Here is a 22,146-nt window from a genome sequence, read left to right as displayed (position 1 = left end):
CAAAAGAGACAAAGTAATTTAATCAATTTGTCTCTTTTTGTTAACCCCTATATCAATTTCTCTTTCATCGCCTTTTCAATAGCCTCGGCTTTTGAGTGAACTTCAAGTTTCCAATAGATATTCTTGATGTGCGTTCGTACGGTTTCTTTGTCAATAAACAAGCCTTCGGCAATATTGGTATAACTTTTCCCTCTCGAAAGTAACTCTAAAACCTCTGTTTCTCTTGATGATAATGGCGAATTATGGTTCTTCTGAAACGATGCCACCACCAATCGGGCAATGTTGGTACTCATAGGCGCTCCGCCACCCATAATCTCTCTTATGGCCTCAATCAGTCGTTGCGAAGGCATATTTTTGGTCAGGTACCCACCTGCGCCGGCACATAGCGCCTTAAAAACCAAATCATCGTTTTCATAAACCGTTACTACTATAATTTGCGCATGCGGATATATCTTTTTTGTGCGCTCAATGCCTTCAATACCATTCATGCCCGGCAGCTCAATATCCATCAGCACCACATTAGGTTTATCGGTTTGAACGTTTCGCAGAAAATCCTCACAGTTATTATAGGCACTCACTACTCTAAAACCTTGATTTTCGTTCAAAAGCATGACAAATCCTTCCCGAATAATATTATCGTCCTCTACCAGGCTGATTTTGATAGGGTTCGTATTTTGATAGCTCATTTTTTTATATTGTTGATGACTAACTTCACAGTCGTTCCTACTCTATCTTTTGATATAATCTCTACTTCTGCCCCAATCTTCTCGGCACGGCTTCTGATATTACCTAAGCCATTGCCATTATTAGGCTTATTTTGCTGAATACCACTTCCGTTATCCTGCCAACATATCGTCAGAGTGTTAGGCTCAGCCTTGAAGTTGAGTTTTACTTCGGTGGCATTGGCATGTTTCAGGGTGTTCATGATGGCCTCTTTAAACAACATTACCAGATGTCGGCTTGCGCCCATTGGTAATTTAATATGCTCAAAGTCTTCCGAAATCCCCTCGCACACAAATCTTATATCTTGTTTATCTAAAATCTCATCGCAAAAATCCTTTATCCTTATGGCAATTTCAAACATATTGTCATGCTCAGGATTAATAGCCCATATAAAATCTTTTGTCCCCTGATATAAGCGGCTGGCGTTGTCACCTATTTTAGCAAGTAGAACCAGCGCCTCGTCCCGCTCCGATTTTACGAGTTTATTCTTTATCAGTTCTGTCAATAAAGTAATTCGGGTTAGTGAGTTGCCAAACTCATCGTGCATATCTTGCGCTGCTATTTTGCGCACCCGCTCGTTTTCTTCCAGTTTTACCCGTTCAATCTCTAGTATACGGTTTACTCTTACCCTATAAAAAGTCATTACCAAAGTACCCAGCACTACAAACGAAAGCAGATAAAACCACCAGCGTTGCCAGAAAGGTGGCGCTATTGAAATCGGTATAGTCAGAATATCTTTTTCGTTCCAGAAACCCTGATTATTGGCACTTTTTATTTTCAGTGTGTAATCTCCCGCCCTTAGGTTCGTGAAATTTATGTAGCGACGGGTACCATAATAAATCCAGTCTTTATCGAAATTCTCAAGTTTATACGCTATCTGATTTTTTTCAGGATTCGTAAAATCGAGCGAAGCAAAGCGGAAAGCGAAAAAGTTTTCATCATAATTCAGTTTTATTTTTCCGTCTTTCATTAACAAGCTATCCAGATTCTGCTCTTTTTCAAACTTTGTGAAAGAGGTAATCACCGTTTTAGGCAAATGCTTATTATTGGTCATTTGTAAAGGGTTAAAACTCACAAATACTCCTAAACCGCCAAAGAAAATCTCGCCCGATTTGGTCTGAAAATAAGCTCCCGAATTAAACTCTCTGTTCGACAAGCCGTCGTCAGAAGAGTAATTCTGAAAAGTTCTGGCTTTTGGGTCAAAGCATGAAATCCCGTTGTTGGTGCTCATCCAGATTCTACCCTTGGCATCGGCTAGTGTCGAGTACACAAAGCTATTAGGCAAGCCGTCTTTTTCGGTATAATGCACAAAGGCTTCTTTACCTTTTTCTACCACTAGTTTACTCAAGCCTTTGGCACTACCTACCCATATCTGATTATTTTTATCGCATAATACCGAGAGTATCAAATCGCTGATTAGCCCCTTTGGCTGGTTAGGGTCGTTTAAATAGGTTTTAAAAGTCCCATTTGCTTTATTAAACTTCACTAAGCCATTATATGTACCTATCCATAAATTGCCGCTATTATCTTCTTCAAGAGCTGCAACCGAGAGCCGTAATCCATCAGGTGTTTGCTCATATTTTTTTATGTTGCTGCCATTAATATGCAACAAATACCCCCCTGTGCCTATCCAGAGCGTATGGTTCTTATCTTCCAGAAAGCTCATTACAGCCGGTTCATGGCCTTTTATTTTCGGAATCGGGAAATTATAAAACTTATCGGCCTGCCTGTTATACCTGAATACCCCCTCGTTACTACCCAGCCAAAGATTTTTTCTTGAATCTTCAAAAATAACCTGATGTGCATTGAGTTGGCTATTTGTGGTACTTAAAACATATTTTTTGTATTTACTGGTATGCGCATTAATCTTGAAGAGCCCATCAAAAGTACCTACCCATATATCATTATAACTATCTTTACAAATACCCGAAACCGATGTAGCTGCTATCGAATTTTCTCTGGCTAGTACTTTATCCCATTGCTTAAAACTGTTTTTAGAATGGCTGAACAAATGCACTCCTGCTTCACGTGTACCTATCCATACAATGTCTTCGTTGGCTTCTTTTCCTTCATAAATCGAGTAAATAGAACTGCTTTTTAAACCTTTTCGGCTAAGGGCATCTTCTTCTATGTGCTCTATGAGTTCAATACTATTGCCTCTTACTTCATATCTGAACACGCCCTTGGCCATAGTACCCACCCAAACAGTGCCAAATCTATCAAGCATAATGGCCGATATAAATACGTCAGGCTGAAGCAATTGTTCTGAAAAATTCTGTAATTCGGCCGTATTCAAGTTAAGCCTGAACAAGCGTTCTTGTGCAGCTATCCAGAGATTATTATGTTCATCGCAAAAAAGCCGTTGAATCGGGGAATTCAGTTTTTTGTAAAACTCTTGTGGCGTATTATTGGCATGCAAAAACTCAACCTGCTGTTGTTCGGGGTGCTTAGTAGCATCTTTAATCACTATTTTACTAAGCCCGATTCTTGAGGTTATCCATAAGCCTCCCTTTTTGTCTTTCACAATATAGCCTACGCCATAGCTGGGTAAACTTTTATTATTGGTCGAATCATGCTCAAAATGAATGGCTTTGTAGCCCTTTCCTTTCGGAATAAGCCGCCATAGGCCATCGTAGGTACTTATCCAAAGTGTTTTATACTGGTCTTCTACAATTCCTGTTACGACATAGCTGTAGTCTGGCTTATTTTTACCGAAAAGCTCGGTGTGGCGCACAAAATCTTTCGTTATTTTATTGAAACTATTGAGCCCATATTTAGTCCCTATCCAAAGTTTTTGTTGAGAGTCTTCGTACAAAAACGTTACGTCGTCGTTCGATAAGCTGTTTTTCTCAAATGGATTATTATAGAAATGTTTCATCTGAGCACCATCATAGCGGTTTAGTCCGTTTTGGGTACCAAACCACATATAGCCCTCTTTATCTTGTAAAATTGTACGAACTTCGCTCTGGCTCAGTCCTTCTTTCAAGCCAATCTGGTCTAAACCGGGGATAGCCAATACTCTGAAACCCAGCAAAAAGAAAATAATAAAAAGTCTTGCTAACATAGGCCCTAATTTAAACGCTAATTTACGAAATTAAAGCCTATCTGAATCTCACCCAATTTGGGTGTATTTACTTATTACTGTTATTATGTCAAAAATACTCTTTTTTCATCTTCTCAAATCACACAATCTTAAAAACAAGATTTCCTTTTTCGTAGTCGAAACTGCAAATTACCTTGCTGTATGCACACTTTTACAATTCTCATAATCTTCACTTTTGGTCTATATTATAATCACTGAATTGACTTAATAAGATTATTTATGTACTTTGTGAAGCGAAAATCATCTAAACAAACTACTAATAATATGAGGATTCTTGTCTATTTGCTCCTATTACCTGTTTCATTATTTGCGCAAAAAGTTTCTCGAACATTTTCGGCTGCTGAAATCAAGCGTTTCGAACAACAAGCGCAGCAGGTTACGATTATTCGCGATAATTGGGGAATTCCGCATATTTATGGCAAAACCGACGCCAATGCAGTTTTTGGCTTGCTTTATGCCCAATGTGAAGACGATTTTAAGCGTGTAGAAATGAACTACATCGAAAAACTGGGCAGGATGGCCGAGTTAAAAGGCGAAGGCGAGCTTTACAACGACTTGCAAATACGTATGTTGATAGATACCACCGAGGCCATTGCCGATTATAATAAAGCAGACCCCTGGCTCAAAAAACTGATGAATGCCTATGCCGATGGCATTAATTATTATTTATATAAGCATCCTGAGGTAAAACCAGCTATGCTTACACGCTTCAAAGCCTGGTATCCGCTTTTGTGGACTGATGGCAGTATTGGAGCAATAAGTACTGCTGATGCTACGATTTCAGAATTAAAAAACTTCTACTCAGGCGATAAAGTTTCTTATGTTGATGAACCAAAAGATCCCGAAATGCAAACAGGCTCTAATGGTTTTGCTATTGCTCCATCAAAAACTGCTTCGGGCAATGCTATTTTGTATATAAATCCGCACGTAACTTTTTATTTCCGCCCTGAGGTTCAAGTTGTGAGCGAAGAAGGGTTAAATGCCTACGGTGCCGTAACTTGGGGACAATTCTTTGTGTATCAAGGTTTTAACCCTTATTGTGGTTGGATGCACACCTCAAGTGCAGTTGATGTGGCCGACCTCTACGCCGAGAAAATAAGCAAGAAAGAAGGTAAGTTTTTTTATGAATATGATGGCCAACTGAAACCCGTTTCAGAAAAGAAAATCAGTATAAAATACCTGAAAGACGGAGAACTACAAACCCGTGAGTTTACGACTTATGCCACACACCACGGCCCAATAATGGCCAAACGCAATGATATGTGGATGAGTCTGAAATCATATAACCGCTCAGTTGTAAGCCTTATACAAAGTTGGAAACGCACCAAAGCCAAAGGGCTTGAAGATTACAAAAAAGTGATGGATTTAAAGGCTAATACTTCAAATAACACTGTTTTTGCTGATAATAAAGGAAATATTGCTTACTGGCATGGCAATTATGTACCAAACAGAGATAAATCTTTGAACTGGTCGAAACCTGTTGATGGAAGCACCAGCGCAACCGAATGGAAAGGCTTGCACACAGTAGAAGAAACGGTACATTCATACAACCCCACTAATGGTTGGTTGCAAAACTGTAACTCTACGCCCTTTACGGTAGCCGGCGATAAAAGCCCTAACAAAGCAGACTACCCACCCTACATGGCACCCGATGGTGAGAATTTCAGAGGGGTAAATGCAGCACGAGTATTGAGCCAAGGTAAAGATTTCACTATCGATAAAGTAATTGAAGCCGGATATGACACCTATCTGTCAGCATTTGAAGTACTTGTTCCTGCCTTGGTAAAATCATTTGAGGAACATGTTGCACCCAAAGACACCCTTCACGGGCAAGTAATTGATGCCATTAAGCTATTGGATAAATGGGATTATCGTACGAGTGAAAACTCAGTTGAAACTTCAATAGCCATTGAGTGGGCGCAGAAATTGGGTAGTGAGATACAAAAAATTTACATTGATGAAGGCGAAGCCGACCAAGTAACCCGCACCAAAAAGTTTGCTGAAACAGCTACACATGAGCAGCTACTGAAACCTTTTGCGCAAGCACTCAAAGATTTAAAAGCCAGATATGGCACATGGCATACACCTTGGGGCGATATTAACCGTTTTCAACGCCTGACGGGTGAACTGCAAGGTAAATATGACGACAAACAAGCAAGTTTCCCGATTGGCTATGCATCTGCTTTGTGGGGTATGTTGCCATCATACAACAGCCGGGCTTATGCAAATACTAAAAAAAGATACGGAATAAGCGGTAATAGCTTTATATGTGCTGTTGAATTTGGCTCTAAAATCAAAGCAAAATCTTTGCTGGCAGGTGGGCAGAGTAGTAATCCAGACTCTCCGCATTTTAAAGACCAAGCCGAAATGTACACCAAAGGACAATTTAAAGATGTTTTGTTTTATAAAGATGATGTATTGAAAAATGCCGAAAAGAGCTATCATCCGGGCGAATAAGGCAAGCTTAAATGGTATCAGATCAAAATAACTAATTGATAACACAGCACAGGGAAACATCAGCGGGCTTTTTGTTAATATTGCGTCTATTAGTCTTATTAAAATCTATAAGCGTTTTTACTATGAAATCTGTGAAAGTAATTTATTTTACCCTACTGTATTTTCATCTGGCTAGTGCTGGTCTTTTTGCCCAAAGAGTAGTTGTGATAGGGCTAGATGGCTTTGGAACTGAAGGTTATAAAGCATCAAAACACCCAAATATTGATGCCTTGGTAGCAGAAGGGGTATTGTCTTTAACAACCCGCCCTGTAATGCCCTCGGTAACAATGCCTAACTGGACAAGCCACCTTTCTGGCGCAGGGCCGGAAGAGCACGGTGTAGTAAACAACAACTGGACAATAGATAACCATCAGTTACAACCTATAGAGGCCGATAAAGAGGGTTTTTACCCATCAATATTTAAACTCTTGAAAGACCAGGTACCTAATGTAAAAACGGCCTTTTATTACAATTGGGGCAACCTGATAAAATCGTTCAATAAAAATTACCTTGATGAAGTTTCGTTTGAAGATGGATACGGGTACAAAAACAATTATCAGAAAGCCCATGATTTCATTGTAAAGCATCAGCAAGAACCTACAATGGTGTTTCTGTATACCGTACATACCGACCACGCCGGGCATACTTACAAGTGGATGTCGCCGCAGTATATAGCAGCTATTGAAGAGGCCGATAGTGTGATAGGTAAACTCACAACTCAGTTAAAGGCTGAAAATCTGTATAAAGATACCCATTTCATGCTCATTACCGACCACGGTGGCATCGAAGCCGGACATGGAGGTGTTACGATGTCAGAAATGCAGATTCCGTGGGCAGCCACAGGGCCACAAATCAATAAACTTGGGCTTGCAGATTATCCCAATAGTAATAAGAATACTTCGCTGGTAATAGCCAATATCTTCAACCTGAAAGATATTCCAAACTCATGGTCGGGAGTTTTGCCGGAAATGATTCTAAAAAAGAAGAATAAGAAGATGAAACGTTTTTTCAGATAAAAGAAGAAATAGTATTATTTGCAGGGATGCTAAGTTAGCACCCCTGTTTTTTTTATAAGAGTTGCTTTACAGGCAAAATCACATTAAATATTGTTCCGCCATTCTTATTGTTTTCTATGCTTATATTACCTTTATGGTTCTGCACTATTTTTTTACACATGGCAAGGCCAATACCTGTACCTTCGTACTCTGATTTACGATGAAGCCGCTGAAATATATTGAATATTTTTTCGGCATATTCAGGCGGAATTCCAATTCCGTTATCGGCACATTGTATGTTATAATACTCTGAATCAGGGCTTAAACCAAGCCTCTGCACCGACTCGTCACTTACTTTTTCTGCACTTATATTTATTATAGGTTTTACATCTTTAGCAACAAATTTTAAAGCATTGCCTATTAAATTGGCAAATAACTGAATCATTTGTAAAGGTATAGCTTCAATAACAGGCAATTGCTGCTGCTCAATAGTAGCCTCTTTTTGCTCAATTAATAAATCATAATCGGCCAGTACATTCTTTACAATCTGGTTAAGATTTACCTTTTCATAGGTTTCATTTTCTTTTGCCAACTGCGAGTACATCAGTACATCTCTGATGAGGGCTGTCATGCGGGCCGATGAATTACGGATTTTTGCCAGAAAATTCTTTGATTCATCAGTGGCATGGCTACCGAGGCTTCGCTCAAGAAGTTGAGAAAAAGTACTTATTTTACGCAGAGGTTCTTGTAAGTCATGTGAAGCTATATAAGCAAACTGTGCCAACTCTGCATTAGACTGTATGAGTTGTGCATTAGACTCGGCAAGCTCTTCAACAGTTGTTTGTAGTTTTTCTACTACTTCATCAAGCTCTTTTGTGCGCAACTTTACTTCTGCTTCCAGTGCCATCTGCATTTCTCGTTGAAGCGTAATATCTTGCGCCGTACCACTCAAAAAAGCCGGAGCACCCGACGAATCATAAAACACTTGCCCCTGAGCATGAATAAGTCTTACCTGCCCCGTGTTATGATTCACAACCGGATGTATGTTGTCATAAAAACCTGAACTATCTGGTAAAATTGTTTTTTCTATAAGTGCAGGTACCGATTCACGGTATTCACCCGGTAATGGGTTATATGCAGCTACCAAATTCTGGGTTTCTTCGGTAAACCCGAGCCACTCCATAAACCTTTGGGAGTATTGATACGTATTATTTTTAATATTAAGTTTCCAGGTAGCAAGGCCGGCCAATTCTATTGCGCCACGTAATTCAGCTTCTGCATCTTCAAGTGCCTGTTGTGCTTTAATCTGGTCGGTTACATCAACAGCAATCTCAAGTATGGCATATACCTCACCTTCGGCATTAAATACAGGTGTATAGGTAATGTTATAATAGCTATCGGTCATTATGCCATTTTTCACTATTTTGGCCAATGAGCCTGAAGAATGATACTCCTTCCCGGTTGCAAATACATCGGCCAATATATCTAAAAACGGCTGATTTTCACTTATCAATTCAGGCATTACTTCTCTGAGTGATTTACCTGTGATATCAGGCCCTTTACCCATCAGATCAATAAAGGTCTGATTCGGACTTTCAATAATAAAATCCTTTCCAACATAAAGCCCTATTCCTGCCGGAGCCGAAGCCAGAATGCTTCTTAATTTGGTTTCACTCTCTTCTATCTTCTGTCGGGCAAGTACCTGCTCGGTTATATCGGTGGCCACTACAAGCACACCTACAATTTTGCCGCTGCCTTCGTAGCGAGGTTGGTAAACCAAGTCAACAAAAATAGTTTCTAATTTACCATTGCGTACTACATCGGCTCTTACTTCTTTGGCAATATATGGCTGGCCTGTACTGATTACTCCTTTCAGCAACAGGTCAAACCCCTGACCTACCAGTTCAGGAAGTGCTTCCATCATAGGTTTATCAATCAGTTCCTCCTGTTTTCGGCCTACCAATGCGGCGTAGAATTTATTTACATTTCTGAACGTAAGATTATTTTCACTTATAATGGCAATAGCTACCGGAGATTCTTCAAAAGAAGTGAGTAGTTCTCGCTGGGCTTCTTCTACTTTTTTTTGTGCCTCTACCTGCTCGGTTACATCTACGGCCATATCCATAATGCCATAAACTTTACCGGTGTTATCTAAGAGTGGTTTATATGTAAAATCGAAATAATAAGTACCTAAAACGCCGCCCACTTCTAAATCGGCACGCATGGCATTAGCTGAATAGGCAACACCAGTAGTATATATTTCGTCGAGTAATGATAAAAACGGCTGGCCTTTTAGCTCAGGTAATGCTTCTGCTAATGGTTTGCCAAATACCGATTTGCCTTTCCCCCATATATCCAGCATCTTTTCATTGGCTATTTCAATCACTTGGTCTCGGCCTACAAAAAGGCTTGTTGCTATCGGTGCCTCTTCAATCAATGCACGGAAACGTGCTTCGCTTTCTTCAAGTTTTTTAGTTGCATTTTTCTGATCGGTAATATCAAGCACCGAGCCGATAAAACGTATAGGTTTATCGTTATTATCAAAAAGTACTTTGCCTTTGGCTTTAACCCATCTTACTATGCCATCTTCAAAACCTACAGTGCGGTATTCAACATCATAATCTCCATTGCTGACCGATTTTATAAAAGATTTATCAATCTGGTACAGAATGCGTTCACGGTCTTTCGGATGAAGCCCTCCCACAAAATCTTTATCGTAGCTAACATCATCTTTATGGCTGATTCCAAAAAGAATACGGCATCGCTCGTCCCATTCCATTGTACCTTTTTCAAGGTCTAAATCAAAAGTACCTAATTGAGCGGCTTCTTTTGATAGACGCAATTGTTCAACGGCTCTCTCTAATTCGTATTCATGCCGTGCTCGTTCGGTTATTTCAGTACATAATCCGATATAGCCCAAAAACAGGCCTTCTTTACTAAAACGAACAGTAGAATGGCCTAATAGTAAATGGTATTCTCCATCTCTACCCAAGATCCTGAACTCGCTTTTGAACGAAACCCGATCTTTAAAAGCCTTTGATGCTGATTGAAAAAATCGTTCTTTGTCTTCGGGATGAATTAGGCCAAGCCAGCCATTTTTATATAATTCAGGTATAGGTTTACCAGTCAGGTTTACCCATGCATTATTCATATAAGCAATATTGCCATCAGGGTCGCCAATGGTAATCAGAATATCGCTACTTTCGGCCATAGTCTCAAAACGATCTTCACTTTCTTCCAGATTCTTGATTGACTTTACCTTGTCGGTAGTTTCTTTACCTATTACCAATATTCCCTTTATTGCAGCATTTTCGTCTTTAATTGCACTGTATGAAAAATCAAAGAAAGCATCTTCAAAAGTTCCATTTCTGCTGAGTTGCAATTTAAAGTCTTTATAGCTCGCATCCTCACCCTTTATTACCTGTTCAAAAAGCGAAGAAAATGTCCGCCATATCTCGGCATTGGTCTCCTCAACACTTAACCCCAACGACTGCGGATGCTCAGAATCACCAAGAATTGGCAAAAAAGCATCGTTATAAAACTGGGTGCGCTTCTCGCCCCAACAAATAAGCATTGGAGTAGGCGTAGTGAGCATGGTAGCCACTAACTGTTTTAATTGTATAGGCCATAAATCTGGAGTACCCAGAGATGTTTGGCTCCAGTCTTTAATTCGCATTAAAGCACCAACTTCGCCACCTCCTTGCAGGAACGGGAAATCATTAACAGCTTTACCTGATGTGTTCATAAACAATTTTAACGAATTAGAGGCTTCAATAAATCTACTAACTGGTCGAAATCAGAAGGTTTTGTTATAAAATCATGGGCGCCAAGGTGTTTGGTCAGCTCTTTGGTAGTGGGGTCTGATGAGGTAGAAAAAATTATTACCGGTATAGTTGAAAGAAGTTCATTTTGTTTTATTTGACCCAAAAACTCCTGCCCACTCATAAGAGGCATATTCAGGTCAAGAAAGATTACTTCGGGTGAAACCTCACCCGATGATAATTTCTGTAACGCTTCCCTGGCACTATTCAGATATTTGTATTGAACTGAGGTAGAAATCTGCTGCACCGCCGACTGGAAAATCTCCTGGTCGTCTTCGTCGTCATCTATTAACAATATATTACTAAAAATCATACTTCGAATTTAAAGAAACCTTAGCTTAAAATAATTATTATAGGTTGGCTTAAGATAGTACTAGGTTTAGTAACAATGTATGGTTATTGCATAAAGGTAGAAAGAAAAATAAAAAAAGCAAAATTATTGCTTTTACAGACGTATATCGGTATCTTTTTTATTCAAAACTGCTTTTATATCAAAAATCACTGAATGTTTTTCTTTTTTTAATACCTGCAAATCGAGCGTTAAGAAATCCTGATGAGGAACTGCCAGAATAATACCGTCATATTGATTATTAATTTCTTGCAAAAGATTTATTCCATACTCTCGTTGTACTTCGGTAGCATCGGCCCAGGTATCATACACATAAGTTTTTACTCCGTATTCATTTAGCTCTCTTATTACATCAAGTACTCCTGTATTTCGTATATCTGAACAGTTTTCTTTAAACGTAATACCCATTACCAATACATCGCTATTCTTAATGGTAATGCCTCTTTGCAGCATGGTTTTAACTAATTTTGAAGCTACAAATACCCCCATTTTTTCGTTTACACTCCTACCTGACAAAATTACCTGTGGATGATAACCCAAAGACTGCGATTTATGCAAAAGATAATGGGGGTCAACACTGATACAATTACCCCCAACAAGGCCCGGCTTAAAAGGCATAAAATTCCATTTAGTAGCAGCGGCTTGTAAAACTTCGGTAGTATCAATCCCCATTTTATCGAAAATAAGCGCCAGTTCATTTACAAATGAAATATTCAGGTCTCGCTGGGTATTTTCAATTACCTTGGCAGCCTCAGCTACTTTGATTGAAGGAGCAAGGTAAGTACCGGCCATTACAATACTCTGGTACAGTGCATCTATTTGCTTTGCAGCTTCAGGTGTAGAGCCTGAAGTTATTTTCTGAATACTTGTAAGCGTTCGGGTTTTATCGCCAGGGTTAATTCGTTCGGGCGAATAACCACAAACAAAATCCTTATTAAACACCAAGCCGCTGTATTGTTCTAGCACAGGTACGCAGTCTTCTTCGGTACAACCTGGGTATACTGTCGACTCATAAATAACAGTATCGCCCTTTTTCAATACTTCAGCTACTGTTTGGGTAGCCTTAAGCAATGGTTTAAGGTTTGGTTTTTTGAAATTATCAACCGGTGTTGGAACCGTAATAATATAAACATTGTAGCCAGCTAATAGCTCTTGCTGGTATGAGAAAGTCAAATACCTGGCAGCTTCAAATGCAGCTGTTTCATGCTCACGGTTGTGGTCGAAATGAGTAGTTAATTCTTTGATTCGTTGTGTATTATTATCAAAACCAATGGTAGTATACTTTTTACCAAATTCAATCGCCAGTGGTAAACCCACATACCCAAGTCCGATTACTGCTATTTTTATCTCGTTCGATTCCACTAAATAAAGGCTTGTATGAATAATGGTGGCAAGTTAGTGCGAAAATCGAAAATAAGCGTGCGAAACCAACAAATATTAGGTAGTAGATTGATTAAACGACAAAGGCTTACAAATTTTAGCACTCAGCATACAAAGTAAAGAACTATCAAAAACAATGTTTGATTAATACGCTAAAAGCCCTTTCTAGCGGGTAGAAAAGGGCTTTTAGCGTATTAATAAATTTTATTTTATGCTACCACTTTACCCATCGCAGGGTCAGTAAAGCTTGGCTTCCCGGTCTCTACGTGTCCGGCATAGCGTTTTTCAAAAGTACTGTTACCTTTTACCTTCACACTGAAATCGTACCAGTTGAAGCTTTTGGCAAGGTCAATCACGATGGTTGCGCTAGCGCCGGCTGCTACGGTTTTGCTATGCTTACCGTTTTTGTACGACTGGTCGGCCACCTCAATAGTAATTGCACTTGTGCTTTGGTTTTTAATCTTCAACTCAACATTTCCTGTCAGTTTTTTAGTGCTGCCTTTCACACGTTGATACTCGCAGTTAATATCTAATGACGGATCGTTGACGTCTCCTTTAAACTCACGCATATAGCCATTTGGGCCATAGGCTATCAGGTGATATTGCTCATTCTCAAAATCATCTAATTGCCATTCGTCTGATAATTTATCGCCATTGGCAACTGCGTAGTTCCATGTTCTTACGGTTTCATAGCCTGTTTTCTGGTTGTCTTTATCACGCATAGCATATTTGCCTGGTGCATAAACAATGAAAGGCGTTCCGCCAGACTGCTTAGCAAATAGCTCGTTTGACGAATGCATATTAATTGCAAAAGTCTTTTTATCGGCACTTAGCATTCCATCTACATACAATTGATACGGAATCGGCATTGCTTTACGCACACCTGGCTCTTGCTTTGGCAAAATACCAAGGTCTTTACCTTCGTTTAGCTGTGCTATCTCACTTTCGTTTAGCTTTTTAAAGTTCGACGGTAGCCCTTTAAACTTAGCATTATATACGGTTTTAATAAAAGCTTCTTTCTGAACAAATGTTGGTAGTTTGATTTTCTCACCATTATAAGGTTCAAAGCTAGAAGTGAGGTCTCCACAGATAGCTCTGCGCCACTCGCTGATATTAGTTTCTTTTATGTCTTTACCTGTTTTATGTTTCAGGAATTTCTCAAGAAACTGTAATACAGATGTATGGTCGAAAACCTCAGAACATACATTACCGCCTCGGCTCCAGGGAGAAGCAATTACCATTGGCACACGGAAGCCTAAACCAATCGGGCTTGCACGAGAATCACGCTCAGGGTTGGTACGTTTACGTTTCAATTCTTGGGCTATACCAACTTGCTCTACACCAGGGTCAATACCTGCCGATACTTTACCTGTATGGGGTTGTTTTGGGTTTGGGGGTACAAACGGCGGAACGTGGTCAAAGTAACCATCGTTTTCGTCGTAGGTTAAAATAAAAATCGTCTTCTTCCAAACCTCAGGGTTTTTAGTCAGAATATCCATCACTTCCGACAAATACCAAGCACCATACCAAGGTGCACCAGGGTGGTCAGAGAAATTTTCAGGTGCTACAATCCACGAAACCTGTGGTAGTTTACCTGTATTTACATCTTCACGGAACTGATGCAAAACATCCCCCTTAGGCACTTGCACAGTGCGTTTTACACCATTATCTTCATATTCAAGGGTTGTAAGTTTATGATAGTCAGGGTCGTTTCGGTTATTTGAAAAAGCCTTTTTATGAATGTTTTTATGAAACTCTGATAGTTTCTCAAATTTTTCAGGTGTCCATTCTTGTAAATCTTTTTTTGCTGTAACCAGTTCGTCTTCGCTCTGTGTCAGTTCTTTTTTGGTTTTAGCATAATCGGCAGTTCCTTCGGTTAAAGAGGCAAGTTTGGTTTTCAACTCTGCGATTTTACCCGGCAATGCTTTCTCCATCTTTACCAGATACTGATAATACTCTGGCGAAAACTTCACATTGTATTGCTCAAACCATTCAATCGGATTATCGGTAAAATTGGCTAACCAAGAATCTTCTTCGCCCTCTAAACCAACTGAAAGACTTATTTCATTCTGATATATTTTCCACGAAATATTGTTTTCTTCTAGCCTTTCAGGGTAAGTTTTCCAACGAGCCCAACGGTCGTAGTCTACGTCTTCGTTTTTTACATTAGCTTTAGAATTTTCATTTTGCTCTTCTCTGATAGTACCCGTCCATAAATACAAGCGGTTTGGCGTAGTACCCGTAAGCGAAGAGCAGAAATTCTGGTCGCAAACCGTAAAGGCATCGGCTAGCGCATAGTAAAACGGAATATCCTCACGGTCATAATAGCCCATTGTGAGGGGCATTTTCTTGAAATCTTTATTACCCGACTGCTTCACATCGAGCCATTTATCATATTTACCATGATTACGGGCATCAACCTGGTTTTCCCACGAGTGCGGCAAAGAGCTCATCCAGGTTGCTTTGGTATCTTTCAGGTCTAGTCTGAACGGTGCAAAGGTTTCTCCGGCAGCGTTTGGCTGAAGCCATACCTTATTTTTATTTGGAAGCGAAATAGCTCTTGGGTCGTTGAAACCACGCACGCCTTGCAAAGTCCCAAAAGAGTGGTCGAACGAACGGTTTTCTTGCATCAAAATCACTACGTGCTCGGCATCAAGGTAAGTGCTACCTGCTTTAGGGTCGATGGCGAGTGCTTTCTGAATAACCGGAGGTAGCATTCCGGCTAATCCTGTGCCACTGGCTAAAACTGCGGCTTTCTGAATAAATTCTCTTCTTGTCTCCATAAGGGCTGTCGAAGTATTAGGGGAGTTTAGTATAAAATCAAGGTGTAAATATAAAATATTAATCACTTAGCTAGGTCTACAAAGCTAATTATTAATAATATCTTTACCTCAATACCTATACTTATAAAATTGCTGGATGGGCTATTGACTGAGGAAACCGAACAATAGTTTAATAAATTTAGCGAATGTATAGAAGCACTATTAATTAAACAGAAAATCTAAAAATACTGCTGCCGGAACCAAAAGTGAAATGGATTTTCTTTGCACAGAATTTACGTTTCAAAGTTTTTTACTTATTACTCTGGGTTGGCTATACTTCTTTCAACACTAAGTCAAGAATAAAAAAATTACCATTGGTATTTCTTCGTAAAGCAGTACTGATAACCTTAACCATTGTTTCTATTGAAGAGGTAGAATAAAGTACTTTCGAAAGTTGTAGTAAATGGGTATTAAAACGGGTCTTATCTTTTTGTTCAAACATCGTTTCGTAAATGCAATGATAGGTAATCAGATGATATTTTTCATCACGCACATCATATACAACTATCGGATTCGAGGTATTGATGCCAAAACAAAACAGAAAAACAGGAAAATCAAAAAGTCGCAGGCCATTCAAACTATTAATTAAATCGGCGTCAAAAAATTCATAGTACTGAAACACACTATTTACCTGTTCTTTTTTCAGGGCATTATGTAGCATATGTAATTTAGCAATCATGGTATCGAGCGGTATCGAATCATAACTGAATTGCTTTATAGGTAGCCATACATCTGTAACTAAATCGAGGTATTCTAATGATGTTCGGGATAAGTCCAGTTTATAGTCGAATAAAGGGTAACCAGGGGCAAAATAGCCGAGGTAAAAAAAATCTAGCCCTCTTTTTTTAGAGAACTCCATTTTCTGAAACATCAGGTATTTACCTAGGCTATGCTTTTTATAGTCGGGGTCGTAGAAACACGAAATGCCGGCCGAGGTGGTTTCGCCCAAATCAAAAAAACCACAGGCAATCAGTTTGGTATCATCATAAATACATACTTCAAGGGTATCATAAATATCATGGCTACCATGCCCAAACAACAATTGCTGTAAATTGGGGGCTGTATCAAACTTAACATGATTCTGATATTTTTCGAAGAGTATTTCTTTAGCATCATCAATGTAAGCCTCCCGAATATGTATAGTAAAGTTTGAATTGAGTTTCTGAAGTTTTTGCTGAGTGCCAGAGGGCTCAAAAGTATTTAAATCAATCCGTAGCCAGATAGCACTATAAAGTACTTCTTTGAATTTAAGGAAATTGGTAGTAAAAATAGCTTGACCCATTCTGAACCAACCGTCTTCAAGGTGTGCATCTAAATCTTTGGGTTCGAGTAACGAGGGATAATATAATTCTGCTAACATGGGTAAGTATTACTTTCGGCCCTTAAAGTAAGCATAAAGCAATAAAATTCAAAAGGAGAAAGTATGATTTTAATCTGAATTTGCTGATGCATATTTACTTATTTCGCCCCTACTGTCTTCAGGTATATATCAGGCAAAAATAATATAAAACAAAATTAAAGCCCTAAGCCCTCACGATCAATAACTTTGCAGTTAGTTTTGATAAAGAATCTTTCTGATTTAAAGCCCTATGTATTACTAAATTTTGCTAACGATTTTTCACACTTATAACCAATAAAAAATGACTACAGTAAACGTCTACCTCACTTTTGAAGATAATTGCGAAGAAGCTTTTAATTTTTATAAGTCTGTTTTTGGTGGAGAATTTGCAAGTATAAACAGATTCAAAGATATGCCTCCGCTAGCTGGAATAGAAGCCATTCCAGAAGGACAAGGCAATCGATTAATGCATATTAGCCTGCCTATAAGTAAAGAAACCACATTAATGGGCTCTGATACTGGCGGAGCAGGAGTTGGCAAAACAATTTTTGGCAATAATTTCAGCTTATCTATTAATGTTGATGCAAAAGAAGAAGCCGACCGTTTGTACAATGAACTTTCGGCAGGTGGTATACAAACAATGCCAATGGAAGATACTTTCTGGGGTTCTTATTTTGGTATGTTTACCGATAAATTTGGCATTAACTGGTTAATTAGCTTTGATCCAAAGGCGGGGAGGTAAGAATTGAATACTTTATTTAATATTAATGCCTGAGACCTATGCTCAGGCATTAAATTTATGAGGTTTATAACTCAAAAAACTTCCCATTATTCCAATCATAATGCTCCTGATAAGGAACATAGCCTAACTGGTTGCAGATAAGCTTTGTTTTACCAATTTGAATCTCAGGCATATTACGATGGCTATGTCCATATATCCAATAATCAGGTTGATGTGTTAGAATAAAATCATCTAAATCGGTGGCAAAAGCCGAGTTCAGCCTGCTACCTATGTGGTCGGGATGAACACATTGAATAGAAGGCAAATGATGGCTCACCACTACTTTCTTATTCGCATCTGACTTAACCATCGAATTAGCTAAAAAAGCCAATGCTTGCTCATGTAACTGATTATAGTGTTTTACCAAAAGGCTCGCATTTTTATAAGCAATTAAGCCAAAATCGGGCATATGTTTTTTTACGAAGGCTTCATCTAACTGATTTATTTCAGACCACAATGTTGAAAAAAAGAAAGCTACATCTTTATAGACAATCTCCTGGTTATTAAGCAGAAAAATATTGGTCTCTATTTCTTGTAACAATGGTTTTTGAAACACGCTTACATCCCAACTTCGATAAAACTCATGATTACCGGCAATAATAAAAATCAGCTCAAACTGCCCTGATAAGCGCTTAAAAAATTCTTTCTCAATCAGCCGAGGAGAATCATAATATTTCGCATTTGTAATATCTCCGGCCAGTATCAGCACCTCGCCTTGTGGTAAAATCGGGTTTTGCAACAAATATTCTTTGTTGGTATTCATTTCCAGATGCAGGTCGGAACAGTATTGGATTTTCATGAGTGGGTAGTTGTATTTAATACTTGGAATAAAAAGACAATTTTCTTATAGCCTATTATCTCTTTGCTTATATCTCTCTTCTTTTGGATTTACAATAATACCTTTTTGGGTATAAAATATAAAAGGGATAAGTAAAAATGTGCAAAACCCCACTAGATTGTGATAAAAGTTTTGCGTTTATTCCAACCATTTGAATGACTTTCATATCCCTATTTATAAATAACGCCTATCTTCAATTAAATCTATAGATAGTTTGGTTTACTCACAAATTTTAATCATTCATATTATGCGAGATTTCATAAAAATTCTGCTAGTAGTTTGTGCTTCACCAATTATGCTAGTGAGTTGCAGAAATGAAGTAGCGGCTTTAGATGAAATATCTGAAGCTCAAAAAGCTATTGTGGTGTTTGAAGGAGATCCGGCAGTTGATGGATGTGGTTGGTTGCTTAGTGTAAAAGACAAATTTTATTACCCTGTTAATCTAAGCTCGCAATATCAGGTCGATAGCTTGGAAGTCACAGTAAAATATGAAATCCAATCTACAAAGTGGACTTGCGGGTGGAGAAGCCCTGGATATGAAAAAATAGAAATTAAAGAAATAAGGAAACTCTGAAATTTAGCACATTAGGAATAATTGCTATCAGGAATAAATCCCATCAGCTTTGTGTGCGGGGTATAATACCTACGGGCTGTTAAGAAAGGCCATGAACCTGAAGTAATAAAACTTATATTTGAATAACATTTAAACTTTTGCTGAATCATCAGTACAATCTAGGCGCATGACCAACTCAAACTTTTTTTTGGTCTGAGCCTAGATTAATGATGCTCCAGATTGTTTGTTGCAAGTCTTATTACAAAAAATTTATTTACAACAGATATACATCCAAAACGAGGCTTGTTTTCGACATAGAAGACGGCCTCTTTTGCTGACTTAAAAGGCTTACAATCTATCCATTAACCAGAGGGGTAAAATAAGTTTTACAAAATCTTCTTTCTATTCAGTAAATTTCTGACCTACAGACCAACTATTCACGCCAGTTTTAACCCTTGAAGAATCTCTAATAATTAACTCTCCTTGAATCGATAAAACAGCAGGAATCAAGCTATTTTTATTCTTAATGTTCTCAATAAGCAAATTAATAGCAGCCTCGCCAACTTTAGATGGAAAATGATTAAATACTGTGAGAGACGGCTCAAATAACTCGCACAGGGTATCGTCACCAAAACCTACAAAAGCCATTTCTTCCGGAATTTTAATATGTCTTTTTTTGGCCTCTACCATCATCTCTATAGCATTTCTTGAAAGTATAGAAAAAACGCCATCAGGTGGCGCTGGTAGATTAATGAAATATTCAAAGGCTTTTGCTCCATCATATTTATTCATGTCTGAATAATAGATGTATTCCTCAATTATTGGAATGTTATATTTTTGAAGGGCTGCTTTATAACCTTCGAGCCTAATCTGTGAAATATAGAACTTCTCAGGGCCAAGCATCACTCCTATTTTTTTGCATCCCTGAAGTATTAAATGCTCTACTAACTCAAAACTTCCTTTAAAATCTTCATGTATTACCTTAGGAGTAGTTATTTCATTACAGACTCTGTCAAAATGCACTATAGGGATATTTTTTGCTATAACCCGTTTAATATGCTCAAAAGAGGTAGTTTCTTTTGAGTGGCTTACCAATAAGCCATCTACACGGCACGAAATGAGCGTTTCAATATTTAATTTTTCAATTGCTTCACATTCACTTGAATGACAAACCATAATTCTATAACCCGTGTTAATGGCTACTTGCTGCATACTAGCCAGAGCAGTTGCAAAGAAAGGTAACTCAACATTCGGAATCACCACGCCAATTGTATTGGTCTTGCCTTTATTAAGGCTCTGTGCTAATAAATTAGGTTTATAGTCTAAATCTATCGCCGCTTGTTGTACTGCCTTTCTGGTAAATGGGCTTATATCAGATTTCCCATTCAATGCTCTTGAAACCGTTGAAGCAGCAATACCTAGATGCTTTGCCACATCTAAAATAGTGGTCTGGTTAGTTTTCTGAGGCAATCTGGTATTTTCATTTTCTAAAATGAAATAGAAATCACACAGTTTACAAAAAAAACGCTGCTTTCCTCTCAGAAAACCAGACTTTATCACCCCATCTACCGAATTACATTTAATACATCTTTGCATACATCAAGTTGTATTTTTTTAAGATTACTTATCAATAATCAAATTAGACAAAAATCTCTTATCATTAATTCATATACATTCAATTTAACTATTCTCTTGCCAAAAACATGGTAAAAACGCTTATCACAAACGTTTCTGATAGTTGACGTTCAATAATTGGTGTCAAATTGACACTTTTTGTTTGGAATTCAAAATCCTACCTATAGTTTAGGTAATTATTTTCTTTGTTAATCAGAAATTTTAGCATTCGAATTACAAAAAATTGTACTAATCAAATAAAATCCTAATACAATCAAAGAACATTCCCTATCAAAAAAGATAGTTTTAGAACTGGAATACTGATTAGTCATTTTGCTAGTGCAATGGTTAAACTTAGACCTTGCTATTTCATTACTTAACCACTTTTTTATTACTCTCTAATGAAATTAAAAGATTATTGGTACCCACTAAGTATTATTCTGCTTGTTATACTTGGTTATCATTTTCCTGATACCTTCAGTAGCGTTGGAGGAGTTAAACTTAATACATTCATAAAACCTGTTTTACAAGTTATTATGCTGGGAATGGGAGCAACAATGACTGTTGACGACTTTACAGAAGTTTTTAAGTCTCCACTTAAGGTATTAATAGGCTTAGTTTGTCATTTTACTATTATGCCTTTTTCAGGGCTGGCACTATCAAAAATTTTCAGTTTCCCACCAGAAATCGCAGCTGGCATTATTTTAATCGGAAGTAGCCCGAGTGGCCTCGCTTCTAATGTAATGGCACTTATGGCCAGAGCAAACGTGGCACTTTCGGTTACGATAACTACTTTATCTACACTGGCAGCTCCGATTATGACCCCTTTTCTGATGAAAACGCTGGGAGGAGGTTTAATAGAAGTAGAGTTCTGGGCTATGTTCTGGGATATGTCTCAAATGGTTATTTTACCCATACTCCTAGGCTTAGTACTCTATAAAATAATGCCAGAGCTTATGGCACGATTTAACAAAATATTGCCTATTTTTTCTATGCTAGGCATTGCGTATATTATATTAATAGTTACGGCAAGTGGTGCCAATTCACTTAAAACAGTTGGTATAACACTGGTTATTGTGGTAATAATCCATAATATTTTTGGTTATACCCTTGGTTATTTTTTCTCCCGACTTTTAAAATTCACAGAATCAGATGCACGTGCTATTTCTTTCGAAGTAGGTATGCAGAATGCGGGGCTGGCCTCTGCTTTAGCAAACGAAATGGGTCGTATTGCCACAGTTGGGCTGGCAGCAGCTATTTTTGGGCCGGTTATGAATATTATTGGTTCAATGTTAGCCAATTTCTGGAATAAACGCCCTCCAAAAAAGTAAT

The 22,146-nt window shown here is 38.3% G+C and carries 14 protein-coding genes; 5 read left to right on the top strand and 9 right to left on the bottom strand.

From position 1 onward, the window contains the following. Positions 1-47 precede the first annotated feature (47 nt). Together WAE64_RS20785 and WAE64_RS20780 are read right to left on the bottom strand one after the other, a co-directional pair. Complete coding sequence (locus tag WAE64_RS20785) at positions 48-686, bottom strand: response regulator transcription factor (protein WP_340239702.1); 639 nt, start codon at positions 684-686, stop codon at positions 48-50. Next, on the bottom strand, positions 683-3,787 hold the full coding sequence (locus WAE64_RS20780; protein ID WP_340239701.1) for a ligand-binding sensor domain-containing protein: 3,105 nt from the start codon (positions 3,785-3,787) through the stop codon (positions 683-685). The genes WAE64_RS20785 and WAE64_RS20780 overlap by 4 nt, the downstream gene beginning before the upstream one ends. Before the next feature lie 303 nt (positions 3,788-4,090). Between WAE64_RS20780 and WAE64_RS20775 the strand changes: the two genes are divergently transcribed. Continuing rightward, a complete protein-coding gene (locus tag WAE64_RS20775) occupies positions 4,091-6,283 on the top strand; it encodes a penicillin acylase family protein (protein ID WP_340239700.1) in 2,193 nt (730 codons plus the stop codon). Positions 6,284-6,405: 122 nt separating this feature from the next. Next, positions 6,406-7,338: an alkaline phosphatase family protein gene (locus tag WAE64_RS20770; RefSeq protein WP_340239699.1), complete on the top strand. Its 933-nt coding sequence runs from the start codon at positions 6,406-6,408 to the stop codon at positions 7,336-7,338. 52 nt (positions 7,339-7,390) lie between these two features. Here WAE64_RS20770 and WAE64_RS20765 read toward each other — a convergent pair whose 3' ends face one another. From WAE64_RS20765 to WAE64_RS20745, 5 genes are all read right to left on the bottom strand, one after another. Continuing rightward, a complete protein-coding gene (locus tag WAE64_RS20765; protein ID WP_340239698.1) occupies positions 7,391-11,062 on the bottom strand; it encodes a PAS domain S-box protein in 3,672 nt (1,223 codons plus the stop codon). 8 nt (positions 11,063-11,070) lie between these two features. Next, the gene (locus WAE64_RS20760) at positions 11,071-11,451 is read right to left on the bottom strand and encodes a response regulator (RefSeq protein ID WP_340239697.1); all 381 of its coding nucleotides are present in this window, start codon (positions 11,449-11,451) and stop codon (positions 11,071-11,073) included. A 132-nt stretch (positions 11,452-11,583) separates the two neighbouring features. Beyond that, on the bottom strand, positions 11,584-12,849 hold the full coding sequence (locus WAE64_RS20755) for a nucleotide sugar dehydrogenase (RefSeq protein ID WP_340239696.1): 1,266 nt from the start codon (positions 12,847-12,849) through the stop codon (positions 11,584-11,586). Positions 12,850-13,076: 227 nt separating this feature from the next. Beyond that, on the bottom strand, positions 13,077-15,650 hold the full coding sequence (locus WAE64_RS20750) for a phosphocholine-specific phospholipase C (protein WP_340239695.1): 2,574 nt from the start codon (positions 15,648-15,650) through the stop codon (positions 13,077-13,079). Positions 15,651-15,960: 310 nt separating this feature from the next. Then, positions 15,961-17,049 carry a GNAT family N-acetyltransferase gene (locus WAE64_RS20745; RefSeq protein WP_340239694.1) on the bottom strand — a complete coding sequence of 363 codons (1,089 nt, stop codon included), beginning with the start codon at positions 17,047-17,049 and terminating at the stop codon, positions 15,961-15,963. A 280-nt stretch (positions 17,050-17,329) separates the two neighbouring features. On the opposite strand from WAE64_RS20745, the gene WAE64_RS20740 reads away from it, so the two are divergent. Next, a complete protein-coding gene (locus WAE64_RS20740) occupies positions 17,330-17,770 on the top strand; it encodes a VOC family protein (RefSeq protein WP_340239693.1) in 441 nt (146 codons plus the stop codon). Between the two features lie 64 nt (positions 17,771-17,834). On the opposite strand, the gene WAE64_RS20735 is transcribed toward WAE64_RS20740, so the two are convergent. Next, positions 17,835-18,608 carry a metallophosphoesterase gene (locus WAE64_RS20735; RefSeq protein ID WP_340239692.1) on the bottom strand — a complete coding sequence of 258 codons (774 nt, stop codon included), beginning with the start codon at positions 18,606-18,608 and terminating at the stop codon, positions 17,835-17,837. A 286-nt stretch (positions 18,609-18,894) separates the two neighbouring features. Here WAE64_RS20735 and WAE64_RS20730 point away from each other — a divergent pair, with 286 nt between their 5' ends. Further along, positions 18,895-19,221 carry a hypothetical protein gene (locus WAE64_RS20730; protein ID WP_340239691.1) on the top strand — a complete coding sequence of 109 codons (327 nt, stop codon included), beginning with the start codon at positions 18,895-18,897 and terminating at the stop codon, positions 19,219-19,221. Positions 19,222-19,602: 381 nt separating this feature from the next. On the opposite strand, the gene WAE64_RS20725 is transcribed toward WAE64_RS20730, so the two are convergent. Next, on the bottom strand, positions 19,603-20,796 hold the full coding sequence (locus tag WAE64_RS20725; RefSeq protein WP_340239690.1) for a LacI family DNA-binding transcriptional regulator: 1,194 nt from the start codon (positions 20,794-20,796) through the stop codon (positions 19,603-19,605). 419 nt (positions 20,797-21,215) lie between these two features. Here WAE64_RS20725 and WAE64_RS20720 point away from each other — a divergent pair, with 419 nt between their 5' ends. Further along, entirely contained in the window at positions 21,216-22,145 is a 930-nt protein-coding gene (locus WAE64_RS20720) for a bile acid:sodium symporter family protein (protein WP_340239689.1), read from the top strand. Position 22,146 lies beyond the last annotated feature (1 nt).

The sequence above is a fragment of the Emticicia soli genome, assembly GCF_037860775.1.
Taxonomy (GTDB): domain Bacteria; phylum Bacteroidota; class Bacteroidia; order Cytophagales; family Spirosomataceae; genus Emticicia; species Emticicia soli.
This window is presented reverse-complemented; position numbering and strand designations above follow the sequence as displayed.

What these genes read in the sequence shown, in the direction of transcription:
- WAE64_RS20785 (WP_340239702.1), bottom strand. Translation starts at nt 686, where the DNA reads ATGAGCTATCAAAATACGAACCCTATCAAAATCAGCCTGGTAGAGGAC.
- WAE64_RS20780 (WP_340239701.1), bottom strand. Translation starts at nt 3,787, where the DNA reads ATGTTAGCAAGACTTTTTATTATTTTCTTTTTGCTGGGTTTCAGAGTA.
- WAE64_RS20775 (WP_340239700.1), top strand. Translation starts at nt 4,091, where the DNA reads ATGAGGATTCTTGTCTATTTGCTCCTATTACCTGTTTCATTATTTGCG.
- WAE64_RS20770 (WP_340239699.1), top strand. Translation starts at nt 6,406, where the DNA reads ATGAAATCTGTGAAAGTAATTTATTTTACCCTACTGTATTTTCATCTG.
- WAE64_RS20765 (WP_340239698.1), bottom strand. Translation starts at nt 11,062, where the DNA reads ATGAACACATCAGGTAAAGCTGTTAATGATTTCCCGTTCCTGCAAGGA.
- WAE64_RS20760 (WP_340239697.1), bottom strand. Translation starts at nt 11,451, where the DNA reads ATGATTTTTAGTAATATATTGTTAATAGATGACGACGAAGACGACCAG.
- WAE64_RS20750 (WP_340239695.1), bottom strand. Translation starts at nt 15,650, where the DNA reads ATGGAGACAAGAAGAGAATTTATTCAGAAAGCCGCAGTTTTAGCCAGT.
- WAE64_RS20745 (WP_340239694.1), bottom strand. Translation starts at nt 17,049, where the DNA reads ATGTTAGCAGAATTATATTATCCCTCGTTACTCGAACCCAAAGATTTA.
- WAE64_RS20740 (WP_340239693.1), top strand. Translation starts at nt 17,330, where the DNA reads ATGACTACAGTAAACGTCTACCTCACTTTTGAAGATAATTGCGAAGAA.
- WAE64_RS20735 (WP_340239692.1), bottom strand. Translation starts at nt 18,608, where the DNA reads ATGAAAATCCAATACTGTTCCGACCTGCATCTGGAAATGAATACCAAC.
- WAE64_RS20730 (WP_340239691.1), top strand. Translation starts at nt 18,895, where the DNA reads ATGCGAGATTTCATAAAAATTCTGCTAGTAGTTTGTGCTTCACCAATT.
- WAE64_RS20725 (WP_340239690.1), bottom strand. Translation starts at nt 20,796, where the DNA reads ATGCAAAGATGTATTAAATGTAATTCGGTAGATGGGGTGATAAAGTCT.
- WAE64_RS20720 (WP_340239689.1), top strand. Translation starts at nt 21,216, where the DNA reads ATGAAATTAAAAGATTATTGGTACCCACTAAGTATTATTCTGCTTGTT.